Origin of the sequence: Nostoc sp. CENA543, assembly GCF_002896875.1 — a bacterium.
In the GTDB taxonomy this organism is placed as follows: Bacteria; Cyanobacteriota; Cyanobacteriia; order Cyanobacteriales; family Nostocaceae; genus Trichormus.
The window spans coordinates 5,700,257-5,712,646 of the sequence record NZ_CP023278.1 but is presented as its reverse complement, the minus strand read 5'-3'; the positions used below and the strand labels follow the sequence as shown (position 1 = coordinate 5,712,646).

At 40.7% G+C, this 12,390-nt stretch carries 12 protein-coding genes; 10 read left to right on the top strand and 2 right to left on the bottom strand.

Features of this window, described 5'->3' with window-relative positions:
* The first annotated feature begins 9 nt into the window (after positions 1-9).
* The 4 genes from CLI64_RS23905 to CLI64_RS23885 all read left to right on the top strand — a co-directional run bounded on the left by CLI64_RS23905 (position 10) and on the right by CLI64_RS23885 (position 3,311).
* On the top strand, positions 10-1,029 hold the full coding sequence (locus CLI64_RS23905) for a 30S ribosomal protein S1 (protein WP_103139562.1): 1,020 nt from the start codon (positions 10-12) through the stop codon (positions 1,027-1,029).
* Between the two features lie 97 nt (positions 1,030-1,126).
* On the top strand, positions 1,127-1,861 hold the full coding sequence (locus CLI64_RS23900; RefSeq protein ID WP_103139561.1) for an HAD family hydrolase: 735 nt from the start codon (positions 1,127-1,129) through the stop codon (positions 1,859-1,861).
* A 210-nt stretch (positions 1,862-2,071) separates the two neighbouring features.
* Positions 2,072-2,659: a Uma2 family endonuclease gene (locus tag CLI64_RS23890; protein ID WP_103139559.1), complete on the top strand. Its 588-nt coding sequence runs from the start codon at positions 2,072-2,074 to the stop codon at positions 2,657-2,659.
* 64 nt (positions 2,660-2,723) lie between these two features.
* Complete coding sequence (locus CLI64_RS23885) at positions 2,724-3,311, top strand: Uma2 family endonuclease (RefSeq protein ID WP_103139558.1); 588 nt, start codon at positions 2,724-2,726, stop codon at positions 3,309-3,311.
* Between the two features lie 84 nt (positions 3,312-3,395).
* On the opposite strand, the gene CLI64_RS23880 is transcribed toward CLI64_RS23885, so the two are convergent.
* A complete protein-coding gene (locus CLI64_RS23880; RefSeq protein WP_103139557.1) occupies positions 3,396-4,712 on the bottom strand; it encodes an alkaline phosphatase PhoX in 1,317 nt (438 codons plus the stop codon).
* Between the two features lie 565 nt (positions 4,713-5,277).
* Here CLI64_RS23880 and CLI64_RS23875 point away from each other — a divergent pair.
* Together CLI64_RS23875 and CLI64_RS23870 are read left to right on the top strand one after the other, a co-directional pair.
* Positions 5,278-5,898 (top strand): PEP-CTERM sorting domain-containing protein, encoded by a 621-nt coding sequence (locus CLI64_RS23875; protein WP_103140849.1) that lies wholly within the window; start codon positions 5,278-5,280, stop codon positions 5,896-5,898.
* Positions 5,899-6,429: 531 nt separating this feature from the next.
* Positions 6,430-7,173, top strand: a complete 744-nt coding sequence (locus CLI64_RS23870) for a response regulator transcription factor (protein WP_103139556.1) — start codon at positions 6,430-6,432, stop codon at positions 7,171-7,173.
* 337 nt (positions 7,174-7,510) lie between these two features.
* Here CLI64_RS23870 and chlP read toward each other — a convergent pair whose 3' ends face one another.
* Entirely contained in the window at positions 7,511-8,731 is a 1,221-nt protein-coding gene (chlP, locus tag CLI64_RS23865) for a geranylgeranyl reductase (RefSeq protein ID WP_103140848.1), read from the bottom strand.
* A 440-nt stretch (positions 8,732-9,171) separates the two neighbouring features.
* Between chlP and CLI64_RS23860 the strand changes: the two genes are divergently transcribed.
* The 4 genes from CLI64_RS23860 (at position 9,172) to CLI64_RS23850 (ending at position 12,379) form a co-directional block, all read left to right on the top strand.
* Positions 9,172-10,632, top strand: a complete 1,461-nt coding sequence (locus CLI64_RS23860) for a transglutaminase domain-containing protein (protein WP_103139555.1) — start codon at positions 9,172-9,174, stop codon at positions 10,630-10,632.
* A gap of 145 nt (positions 10,633-10,777) precedes the next feature.
* A complete protein-coding gene (locus tag CLI64_RS32035) occupies positions 10,778-10,900 on the top strand; it encodes a hypothetical protein (protein ID WP_264082467.1) in 123 nt (40 codons plus the stop codon).
* 99 nt (positions 10,901-10,999) lie between these two features.
* The gene (locus CLI64_RS23855; protein WP_103139554.1) at positions 11,000-12,016 is read left to right on the top strand and encodes a sulfate/molybdate ABC transporter ATP-binding protein; all 1,017 of its coding nucleotides are present in this window, start codon (positions 11,000-11,002) and stop codon (positions 12,014-12,016) included.
* A gap of 162 nt (positions 12,017-12,178) precedes the next feature.
* The gene (locus tag CLI64_RS23850) at positions 12,179-12,379 is read left to right on the top strand and encodes a hypothetical protein (RefSeq protein ID WP_103139553.1); all 201 of its coding nucleotides are present in this window, start codon (positions 12,179-12,181) and stop codon (positions 12,377-12,379) included.
* The last annotated feature ends 11 nt before the right edge of the window (positions 12,380-12,390 follow it).

The following is a 12,390-nucleotide window of genomic DNA, read 5'->3' as shown; positions in this document are numbered from 1 at the left end:
CAAATCAGCATGGTCAATCAGAACTTAACCGCTACAGAAATTGGATTTACTCACGAAGATTTTGCTGCCCTCTTAGACAAGTACGATTATCATTTTAGCCCCGGAGATATCGTACCAGGTACAGTTTTTAGTATAGAACCGCGTGGCGCTCTGATTGACATTGGTGCTAAAACAGCAGCATATATACCTATACAAGAAATGTCTATAAACCGGGTTGATGCCCCGGAAGAAGTTTTACAATCCAACGAAACCAGGGAATTTTTCATCCTCACCGATGAAAATGAAGATGGACAGTTAACCCTTTCCATCCGTCGGATTGAATATATGCGTGCTTGGGAGCGTGTTAGACAGCTACAAGCAGAAGATGCTACCGTGCGTTCAGGCGTATTCGCCACCAACCGTGGGGGAGCATTGGTGAGAATTGAGGGTTTACGTGGTTTTATCCCTGGTTCTCACATTAGCACCCGCAAACCAAAAGAAGATTTAGTCGGTGAAGAACTGCCTTTAAAATTCTTGGAAGTAGACGAAGAACGTAACCGTCTAGTTCTATCTCATCGTCGCGCGTTAGTTGAACGCAAGATGAACCGCCTGGAAGTAGGCGAAGTAGTTATCGGTACAGTGCGCGGTATAAAGCCTTACGGTGCATTTATTGACATCGGTGGTGTTAGTGGCTTGCTGCACATTTCAGAAATTTCTCACGAACATATCGATACACCCCACAGTGTGTTCAATGTGAATGATGAAGTTAAAGTCATGATCATTGATTTAGACGCTGAAAGAGGTAGAATTTCTCTGTCTACTAAGCAGTTAGAGCCAGAACCCGGCGATATGATTAAAAACCGTGATTTGGTTTATGATAAAGCCGAAGAAATGGCAGCTAAGTACAGAGAACAAATGCTGGCTAAACAGCAAGGTATTACTCTCCCCGTAGAAGGTGCAGAAGAGATTAGTGCTGTTGAAGAAGAAATTCCCGCAGCTACCGAAACTGAAGAATTAGTGGAAGAGATTCCCGCAGCGATTGAAGAATAATAAACTACTTTAATTCAAAACATTAAAGCATTAAGAAAAGAGGGGAAATCCCTCTTTTTTTATGGTTAATGAAAAACTTTGAGAGGAGGGAAATATTTTGCTGACTATTCATTGTGGAAATGCCAAGTTTGAACACATTCAAGCAATTTTCTTTGACAAAAATGGTACTTTAGAAGACTCGGAAGTTTATTTGCGATCGCTCGGACAAAAAGCCGCTAGGTTAATCGATGCTCAAATCCCTGGAATTGGCGAACCATTGTTAATGGCCTATGGGATTAATGGCAACACTTTAGATCATAGGGGATTAATGGCAGTCGCCAGCCGTCGAGAAACAGAAATCGCCACTGCCGCCTATATCGCTGAAACTGGTAGAGGTTGGTTTGAATCGTTAAAAGTAGCGCGTCAATATTTAGATGAAGCGGAAAAATATACTAACACAACCCCCGCACCCCTATTTCCAGGTACTCTAGAGGTTTTACAGTACCTCTCATCAGCTGGGTTAAAGCTGGGTATTTTGTCCGCAGCTCCCACCGCAGAAGTAAAAGATTTTGTAGTCAGATATCAATTAACTGATTACATCCAAGCCCAAATAGGTGTAGATGAGGGGTTGAGTAAACCAGATCCAGCTTTATTTATTCACGCTTGTCAAGTTTTGGGGGTAGAAGCAAAACATACTTTAATGGTAGGTGATTCCGTGGGCGATATGCAAATGGCGCGCCATGCTCAAGCTGCAGGTTGTATTGGCATTACTTGGATAGACAAACCAGATAATGTTCAAGGTGCTGATGTGGTAATTCACAGACTCGATGAAATTCAAATTACCAGCCAGTGAATCAATTCAAAATTCAAAATACCCTACGGGAAGCAAGCTACAAAATTCAAAATTCAAGACAGCCAGTCACAAGGGGGAGTGGCGTGGGCGGGTTTCCCGACTTGAGAGAATTGGCATTAGATTTTTTCTCCACCAGGGGCGAAATTTTAAACCTAACTTTTTTTGATAAACCACCATAATAGGAATTAGATATCTCATGGAGGAAATCTGATGCTCCAAATTAAACATCAATTCCAAAGTTTTGAGGAATACCTATCCTATGATGATGGTACAGATAAACTCTATGAGCTATTTAATGGTGAGTTAATTGAGATGCCCCCAGAATCAGGCATTAATGTAGAAATCGCGACATTTTTATTAATTCAGTTTGCTTCATTCTTAGGTTACAAAAGAGTGCGGGGACATGGTTTGGAATTAGAAGTCAGAGGCGAACCGAGAAACCGTTATCCTGATTTAACTATTATTCGAGAAGAACATATTCAACAGTTAGCACAGCGTAATACTATTCGCCTGACTATGCTACCGCCCCTACTAGTAATAGAAGTAGTTAGCCCAGGGGAATTACAACGACATCGAGATTTCATCGCCAAACGGATACAGTATCAAGACTGTGGTATTCCTGAATATTGGATTATTGACCCAGAAGCGAAAACTGTTTTAGTTTTAGAATTAACTGGTAATACTTACACAGAATCTGGTAATTTCGCTGGTGATGATTTAGTCGTTTCTCCTCAATTTAGTCAGCTAAATCTGCAAGTTTCCCAAATCTTTGATGCTGTGGAGAAAGATGGAATTTAATATACATATTATTGCTTATCTGTCAAATTTAACATAACAAAACTTTCCCCGTTGGCAAAAACTCATGCAAAACTCAGAAACTACATTACAACTGCGCCTCTGGACAGTGGAAGATTACCACCGGATGGCTGAGGCGGGGATTTTTGGTGCTGAGGAAAGAGTTGAACTCTTAGAAGGAAAAATTATTTGGATGGTCGCCAAAGGAACAGCCCATCGGTCGGCGGTGGGGAGAACAGACTATTTAATCAAAAACAAGCTGGGAGAACGCGCTTGGGTATCTATTCAAGACCCTATCAGGTTAAATGAACGATCTGAACCAGAACCTGATATTGCAGTTGTCAAGATAGACCAATTGGACTACGCAGATCATCACCCTACGCCATCTGAAGTGTATCTTGTTATTGAAGTGGCAGATAGCAGCCTGAAACTAGATTGTGAAATTAAAGCCAAAGCTTACTCACAAGCTGGAATTTCCGATTACTGGGTGTTAGATGTAGTGAGTCGTCAACTATACGTTTTCCGTGAACCGAGTCCAGAAGGCTACCAAAGTAGATCAATTTTGGCAGAAGATAAAGCGATCGCACCCTTACATTTTCCTGATGTAGAGATTCTGGTGTTAGAGATGTTACCACCAGTGATTAGCAATTTATAGGAAGCGATCGCCTGATTTAATACTAGTAGGCGATCGTTTTTTTTCAACTAGGGTTACAAGAGTAGTAAAATTTCACAATTGTCCCTAAGCTTTTGTATGCCAGGGGCCTGTAATAGCAAGAGTAATACCAGGGCTTTGGATATTCACAAATAGAATCTTACCATCGGGAGAGAAGCAAGCTCCGCAAAATTCACTGGTATTGAGAGCATTACGCGCAAAATTATAGAGTTTCCCATCAGGTGTTACACCTCTTAGGTACTGTTCTCCGCCCCCATCTTCGCAGAGGATGAGATCCCCAAAAGGTGCGACAACAATGTTGTCAGGAGCATCAAGCTCATCTCTAGATGTAGACTCTACAAACAGTTCGATAGTCTCATCTTCAGGAATGTAAAGCCAAACTTGACCAGCACCAATTGCACCGCCACTTGTACAGCAGAAGTAAAGTTCACTCTTACCAGTGTTTTTGTTTTTGCCATACCAAATGCCTTCTCCGCGAGCAAAACGAGCTGCGCCCAAAGTCCGACCTTGCACTCTCACATTATCTACTGTAGTTGGGTTTGGCTCAGGAATAGTTACCCAATCTACAGAAAGTTTTTGGAAGGGTTGAAAGCCAAAAGTTGAGGTGTTGACTTCTGGGTAATCTTTTATTCTCAGAGCTTGAAGAGTGCCACCTTCTGCTAATTTGCCGGGTACTTTGGGGATAAAACGATAGAAGAGACTATTCGAGGCATCTTCAGTCTCATATACAATACCAGTTTTGGGATCTACAGCTACAGCCTCATGATTAAACCGTCCCATATCAACTAAAGGTACTGGCTTAACAGGAGATGTGGCACTTGCTGGAACTTCAAAGTTGTAGCCGTGTGGTTTGGTCAAGCCATTACTTCCATTGGGGATATCTACGTTCTCTTCACAGCTAATCCAAGAACCCCAAGGTGTTGGGCCACCTGCACAGTTACGGATAGTTCCACCCAGAGAAGCAAAGTGTTTGATTAACTGACCATTTTGATTAACAACCAGAGTTGTTGTACCACCTCTAGCAATCGCATCGTAGGGTTCTGGCACTTGTGCGCGTAACCCAGTTAAACCAGGGCTAAGTTCGTGGTTACGCACTAAGATGATTGTGTTTCTGGGGCCGGCAAATGCAGCCATCCCATCGTGTGAACCAGGCACTCTAGAACCATCGTTCATGAGGTCGTTGGTGCGAGAGAAGGTTGTATAGCTAAATCCGGCTGGCAAATCTAACAATCTGTTGGGATCTGAACGAAGTGGCCCATATCCTATTCCAGCAACTTGGCCAAAAGCTTTTCTCGCAATCAGACCTTCTAAGGGAGAAGCCAACACAGTACCAGCAGCACTTGCACCCGCTAATGTAAAAAATTTGCGTCTTGATAATTGCATAAAGATTTTTTGGTTACATCAAATGCCAGTTAGAAGTTAGTTAGTTTTGATTAAGGTGAGGTAATGATTGATTTAACTAATAGTTTTGAATCCAGGAAATAGATGCTAATAGGAATAGCAAAGTATGAAAATTATAAAGATTTTTGCTTGTTTTAATGTGTATTGATTGGAAAACAATACTTGTTTAATAATAGATTAAGATTGAATTAATAGACATTAAAAAACAATCTAAAATATTTTTGTTATTTATGTTTTTCAGAAAAAATAAATATAAAAACTTTGAACAGAATGAATCTAGTGGTAGAATTTCCGCAAAGGTGATTTAAAGATTAATTAATCCTATTCGGCGTAATTTTAATTACGAATAAACAAATAAAAACGTATCTGGATATGATGCACAATTTGCGCTGTTCATCTGTTCCATGAGGGTTTACGTGTTTATTTGGATTGATTAATCTGCTTTTTGTATATCACCTTTGTCATAAAAATCAGCGTTTTTTGTTTATAAATAGCAAAAAACTTGATGGTTGCGACCACATCAGAATTTACTAGCATTATCAAGACAATGAAAAGTATTTGTAACCGAATCACAGCTAAAGTAGCCGTTATTGCTGTTACCTCAATGGCTGCTTTATTTAATGTTGAAAGTGCTGATGCTGCTGCATTTAAGCTGGATTGGAGGGGAGATCAAGGTTATACAGCCACAGGAGAATTCAGCTATGATGACATTTATCAAGGCAGTGTCATCTCTAAAGATCAGCTGAGTGAGTTTGCGATTTCCTTCTTTGACCCCAGTGGCAATCTTCTTCAGGCATTTAATTACAGTTTGCCTAATCCTGCTGATACGAGTTTTAATTTCAACTTTGATACAGTTACCAAAAAAGTATTGCAAACTGGTAACTTTGACACAGCCAATGGTTTTGATTTAGGGATTGACTTCAACAGCACAGTTTCAGGTTTATATTTCTACACCTACGTAAATCCAGAAGAAGGACTAGAAACCGCTAGAATTTTCTTAAAAGATGACCTGTCTCCCGAAATTTGTGATACTTTCCCCAATTGTCGCTTAGATAATGGTGGTCAGTTAACAGCTACATTGATTCCTGAACCTGGAGCAATTTTAGGTTTATTGGCTGTCGCATCATTAGGAAGCCAATTACTCAAGAAAAAGCCAGCATCTATCTAGTCAGTCAAACTGAAAAATAGAAGCTAGCCTGATTGAAACAGTATTTGACTACTTTATACATTAAGCCTGCAACAGCAGGCTTTGTTTATGTAGCTGAATGATTCAGCGAATTACAGGTGATCTCAAAATATTTTTGCTGCGATCGCTCACTCATTTTATGACCATGTGATAACATCACGGGTGAAAACTTTGTGACCAGCATTTTGACTGCTGATCTAGCCCAAGTTCCATCCCAACATTTGCTCAAAACGCCTAAAATTCAGAAAAGTCACCTTGTATTAAGAATTGTGTTTTAAGAATTATGTATTTCCCCGTTGGCAGCTTACAATCAATTTTGGACAAACCTAGAGGATTTGTAGGGAGCGTAACACATTAGAGCGCGGATTTCAGGTAATTTATTCCTGATTTCACAATTTCGTTAGTTTTAAGGTTTATGTTAGATTTAAAATCTTTTTTATAATCAAGACAGAAATCTTTGTATCTACCAAAGGTTCTTATTTATCCTTAATAAGTAGTAATAATTTTTTAAGAATGCCGAGGATTCTTGTCATAGACGATGACCCAGCAATTTCAGAACTCGTTGCCGTCAACTTGGAAATGGCTGGCTACGATGTAAGTCAAGCCGAAGATGGAATTAAAGGTCAAGCCCTAGCTCTCCAGTTGCAACCAGACTTGATCATGCTTGATCTGATGTTGCCAAGAGTGGATGGTTTTACAGTTTGTCAACGCCTGCGTCGGGACGAACGTACAGCCGAAATACCCGTTTTGATGCTGACTGCCCTTAGTCAAACTCAAGATAAGGTAGAAGGTTTCAACGCTGGCGCAGACGACTATCTCACCAAACCCTTTGAGGTGGAAGAAATGCTGGCGCGAGTCCGCGCCCTACTGCGACGGACTGACCGCATTCCTCAAGCTGCAAAACATAGCGAAATTTTGAACTATGGCCCTTTAACCCTAGTTCCAGAAAGATTCGAGGCGATTTGGTTTCACCAAACGGTAAAACTTACTCACCTTGAATTTGAATTACTGCATTGTTTGCTGCAACGTCATGGTCAAACCGTCTCACCCAGTGAAATCCTCAGAGAAGTTTGGGGATACGACCCTGACGATGACATAGAGACCATTCGTGTGCATATCCGTCACCTCCGAACCAAGCTAGAACCTGATCCCCGCCACCCTCGCTATATTAAAACTGTGTATGGTGCGGGATACTGTCTAGAATTGCCCAGCCTCCCACCATCAAGTGAGGGTGCTACCACATCAGTAGTTGAATGAAATCTTGCTCAATTTCCTGAACAATGGAACAGAGGAAGGTGCAGTTTGCAATGTAGGGAATTACGGTAGATTCTACTCTTCAAGCAGTCGCCCTGCGCGTGTCTAGATGTCTCTGTATTGATTACCCTACAAGTAAGCTTTACTCGCAAATTGACAAACACATCGCTACAAATCAAAGCTAAATCTTGCTGAAACTAAATAGCACTCCCTATTGGCAGAATCTAGGGAGTGCTATTTAAATTGGGGAATGGGGAATGGGGAATGGGAAATTAATAGACAAGGTGGACAAGGTAGATTGTACCCTAATGCCCAATGCCCAATGCCCCATGCCCTAGAATTAGGGTGCTAAAGCGTTACCGCGCAGCAAACTACCAATGGTTTTGGCGGTAATCTTTAACTGAGTGATGGGGTTAGCGGGGACGACTGTTTTATACAGATAGCTATCAAAGGTCAGCTTTTGGACATCCAAGTCAGCGCACATTTCGACGAATGCTTCGCGGGTTGCGTCGGAACGATAGAAGACTGTTTGTAGGATGTCGAGGACTTTGTAAGTGAGTCCGTATTTTTTATCCCAGCGTTGGAGATACAGCTTGATTTCTTTTTCGGTGGGAATGCGGCTACCGTTTTGGGAAACTTCCACAATGGTTTCTGCACACATTCTTCCAGATTTAGCAGCAAAGTAAATCCCTTCACCAGAAGATTTGGTGACATAGCCTGCTGCGTCTCCCACTAGGGCAATTCGTCCTACAACACGACGGGGACGGGGATGTTCAGGGATGGGATGGGCTTCTACTTTGATGATTTTACCACCTGCTAGTTTTTCGGTAGCACGGGCGCGGATACCAGCTTGCAGTTGTTTGATGCTGGCTTTGTTAACGTGCATGGTGCCGGTTCCCACCGCAACGTGATCATATTTGGGGAATACCCAAGCGTAGAAGTCTGTGGAAACGTCGTTACCAACGTACATTTCGGCAAGTTCGTTGTAGTATGCCATTTTATCTTCGGGCAGGCGAATTCGCTCTTGGAATGCGATCGCATAGTTATAATCCCCAGCATCCATTTCTTTCGCTATGCGGGAATTAGCACCATCCGCCCCGATAATCAAATCCACTTTCAGGCTTTTAGCAATCCCTGTTGCAGCACCTTCACTATGATCAACATAGTGAATAGTATATGGATCAGTGTTATTTGATGGTATATCTACTTTATGAACAGTGGCATTAATTAAAACCGCACCCAATTTCGCCGCCCGATTCCGCAAGAAGCCATCTAGCACTTCGCGGCGGCACATTCCTATATATTCTTCTTGATTTAATAGATTGATATCAACCTCACGATTGGAAGGTGAAATCATTTTCATCTTCCGCACTTGCCGATCAATAATTTCTGGTGGTAGATCAAATTCACTCACCATGCACAGAGGTATCGCACCCCCGCAAGGCTTGGCGTTATCGAGCTTACGCTCAAACAGGTAGGTTTCAATCCCAGCCTTTGCTAGTGTTTCAGCAGCAGAGGAACCAGCTGGGCCTGACCCAACAACAGCAACCCGTAGTGTCAAAGGTCTTCTCCCAATCTTCACATTTACCGTTTACCGAAAGCATCGTACCACGGTCTTTTGGCTGATTTCTCGCTCTCCCTTCAGGTTTTGACATAAATGCAACATTCCTTAATATTTCGATACAAAGTTTAGGGTATTGGGGTAGATAAGGAGGGCAAGGGAGGAGTAATGAGTGGTGAGTAATGAGTGGTGAGTAATGAGTGGTGAGTAATGAGTAATGAGTAATGAGTAATGAGTAATGAGTAATGACTATTGACTATTGACTATTGACTATTGACTGTTGACTATTGACTATTGACTATTTGTGGAACTTTAGATTGTGGTAGCTGTGGTAACTAAAATCGCGTATTAGTGTGGGTATAAAAGGGATTTATTAGGTATAATTTTTTGTATTATGACCGAAATACTACCCTTAGTCTGATTACCTATTAAGGTATATTATGCCTGACAATCTTGAAGCCAGTTTTTTTAAAGAAGTTCGGAAGCTGAAGCAGAAACAAAGAAAACTCTTGATGTGGAGAGTGGGATTAATACTGCTTCTCTTGATTTTAGTGAGTGGGCTAGCATATTCATGTTATCAAGGTGCTTCTATCCTACTTACAGGTAATTTAATCACTGGTATATCAATATTGATATTTAGTGTTTTGGGACTAGTTTTAGTTGTCAGATTATTAATCTTTCTAATCAAAAATCGTCAAATTTTAGAATATAGTAACCACCCATTATTGACATCAATATCTTGGCAGTTTAGCCGATTAAAACAGGTAAAAAGAAAATATGTTTTGGGTTGGGGTTTACTGTTAATCGCACTCATTTATCAAAGTAATCCATCATTTATTCACCAACCAATTAATAATTTTATTGACTTTGTAGTGCATAAACCTGCGCCACCCACATTAAATTCACCTTGGCCGTGGAAAGATCATGAGGCAATTCATCCAGTTGTTGCAAATATGCCAGCCAATATAGAAACAACTATTGAATCTGTTGCTCGATATATTGCTCAAAATGAATCAGACCCATATTTACGAATTAAAGCTATCCATGACTATGTTGTTAGCCGCGTCACTTATGATTTAGATGTGCTGAAAACAGGAATACGTCCGTCTCAAGATGCTCAAACCGTATTCCGCACACACAAAGCAGTATGTGAGGGCTATGCTAATTTATTTATGGCTTTGGGTCAAAGCATGGGTGTAGATGTTGTCTATATTAGCGGAAAAATTCGTCGGGATTTAGCTCCTATAGACTTAATTCCTAAATTGTTTAGACTCTTAAATTCTGATTATGACTGGACTAATCATGCTTGGAATGCAGTCAAAATTTTAGATAATTGGCAATTAGTTGATACAACTTGGGATGATGGTAATTCTAGTGAATTCGGTTCTTCATATAGCACAAACTACCTGATGATCCCGCCTCAAGTCATGAGCATAAGTCATTTTCCTAAACATTTAAACTGGCAATTGTTACAACATCTAGAAGATTACAATACCTTTGAAAATAAACCAGTTATCACACCTCAATTTGCTATAGATAAATTAACGTTGGTTTCTCCCACTGAATATCAAACAAAGGTGCAGAAAAGTGCTGAAATTAAAATTGCTACTTATCCTAGTTACCAGAAGAGGATAGTTGCTCTGTTTACTAAAGTACAAACAACAGAATCTTCATCTTGGGATTTGCCCAGTTCTGGAGATTTCTTGGAAAGTGATAAAAATCAACAAATAAAACAACAAGATATCGGCAGATGTCGCAGTCAAATCAATGCAGCTAAGGAGACTCAAATTTCTTGTCAGTTTCCAAACACGGGTGATTATCAGGTGTTTTTGTTTAGTTTAGAAGGTAAAGCAAACGTTGACTTTCTGGGTCAATTGAAATTTCAGGTTCTAGGTAGCTAATCTTTCAGCTTAAATAGTCATCACTCAGCACTCTGACTTTTCACGGTATCTAGACAACCTCTCTCTAAATCTCTCTCCTGCGAGGAGAGAGACTTTGAATTTCAGGATCGGAAGTTATATTTTCCGTAGACTTTTCCACATAATAATGAAAAGTCAGATCAATACTCAGCACTCAAAACTCAAAACTCAGCACGGGCTAAACGCCGCGCTACCGCTAACAGCACCGGCTAAACGCCCCGCTACCGCTAACAGCACTCACTACTACTGAACAAAATCTTATTTATCCAAACAGGGTTAAGTATGGTATATGTAAGATACGGTAATCCTAGCAATGATCCGTACTTAGAGTTGCAGAGGTACAGAGTTTGTGGGCATAGTAGTTGAAAACGTATCCAAGCAGTTTGGCAGTTTTAAAGCTGTTGATGAGGTTAGTCTAGAAATTGAAAGTGGCTCACTAGTGGCTTTATTGGGGCCTTCCGGTTCTGGTAAATCTACTTTACTGCGTTTAATTGCTGGTTTAGAAACTCCAGATAGCGGCAAGATTATTCTCACGGGCAAAGATGCCACACATCAAAGTGTGCAAGAAAGAAACATTGGATTTGTGTTTCAACACTATGCACTATTTAAGCATCTCACTGTGCGGCAAAACATTGCTTTTGGCTTAGAAATTCGTAAAACTCCGGTAAAAAAGGTGCAGGGGCGTGTAGAGCAGTTGTTAGAATTAGTGCAGTTGAGTGGATTAGGCGATCGCTATCCTTCACAATTATCTGGTGGACAAAGACAACGCGTAGCTTTAGCTAGAGCCTTAGCTGTAGAACCGAGTGTATTACTATTAGATGAGCCATTTGGGGCTTTAGATGCCAAAGTTCGTAAAGATTTACGTGCTTGGTTACGTCGTCTTCATGATGAAGTTCATGTCACTACAGTTTTCGTTACCCATGACCAAGAAGAAGCAATGGAAGTTTCTGATAAAGTCGTGGTCATGAACAAAGGAAGAGTCGAACAAGTAGGAACACCGGCGGAGATTTATGATAATCCTGCTAGTGCTTTTGTGATGAGTTTTATCGGGCCAGTTAACGTCTTACCTAGCACATCAAAGATTTTCCAAAGTACAGGATTTGATTCACCACACCCAGAGGTATTTTTACGACCACAAGATGTGGTGATTCAAAAGCAATCTAATGGCACAACTGCGCCTGCAACAGTCACTCGCTTAATTCACCTGGGCTGGGAAATTCAGGTAGAGTTAACACTAGATGATGGTCAAGTGGTGAATGCTCATTTAACACGCGATCGCTTCAACGAATTAGAGTTAGAAGCACAGCAAAAAGTTTATGTAAAACCCAAGGATGCTAAATCCTTCCCTTTGTATTATTCTATTTAAATTTTGTTAACTGTTGACTGTCACAACAGAAATACCTCTAGCTTTGGTGTTAGGGGTATTTTGAGTTATGTTCACAATTTTATCTCTTTCCACAGTCGTCAATTCTAATTTGCTTTGCCATAATGATTGGTCTAATTAGCAATTATTGATGGCTGAGTAATAATGATAAATAAGCAAGTCAAAATTCACCAGCTTCTTGGTATCGAAGGTGCAACCTTATTGGTTTTTACTACAGATGACTGTTGGCAGTTTCGAGTCTTAACTGTAGGTGGTGCGGTGTTTGGAGAACGTAAAATCTATTTCACACCCCATACAGCCGAAAAAGCTGCAAGGGAATGGATTCATGAGGACTGTGAAGACTAAATATTTGTACT

Coding starts and splice junctions, on each gene's coding strand:
- CLI64_RS23905 (WP_103139562.1), top strand. CDS start 10: ATGGTCAATCAGAACTTAACCGCTACAGAAATTGGATTTACTCACGAA.
- CLI64_RS23890 (WP_103139559.1), top strand. CDS start 2,072: ATGCTCCAAATTAAACATCAATTCCAAAGTTTTGAGGAATACCTATCC.
- CLI64_RS23885 (WP_103139558.1), top strand. CDS start 2,724: ATGCAAAACTCAGAAACTACATTACAACTGCGCCTCTGGACAGTGGAA.
- CLI64_RS23880 (WP_103139557.1), bottom strand. CDS start 4,712: ATGCAATTATCAAGACGCAAATTTTTTACATTAGCGGGTGCAAGTGCT.
- CLI64_RS23875 (WP_103140849.1), top strand. CDS start 5,278: ATGAAAAGTATTTGTAACCGAATCACAGCTAAAGTAGCCGTTATTGCT.
- CLI64_RS23870 (WP_103139556.1), top strand. CDS start 6,430: ATGCCGAGGATTCTTGTCATAGACGATGACCCAGCAATTTCAGAACTC.
- CLI64_RS23860 (WP_103139555.1), top strand. CDS start 9,172: ATGCCTGACAATCTTGAAGCCAGTTTTTTTAAAGAAGTTCGGAAGCTG.
- CLI64_RS32035 (WP_264082467.1), top strand. CDS start 10,778: ATGAAAAGTCAGATCAATACTCAGCACTCAAAACTCAAAACTCAGCAC.
- CLI64_RS23850 (WP_103139553.1), top strand. CDS start 12,179: ATGATAAATAAGCAAGTCAAAATTCACCAGCTTCTTGGTATCGAAGGT.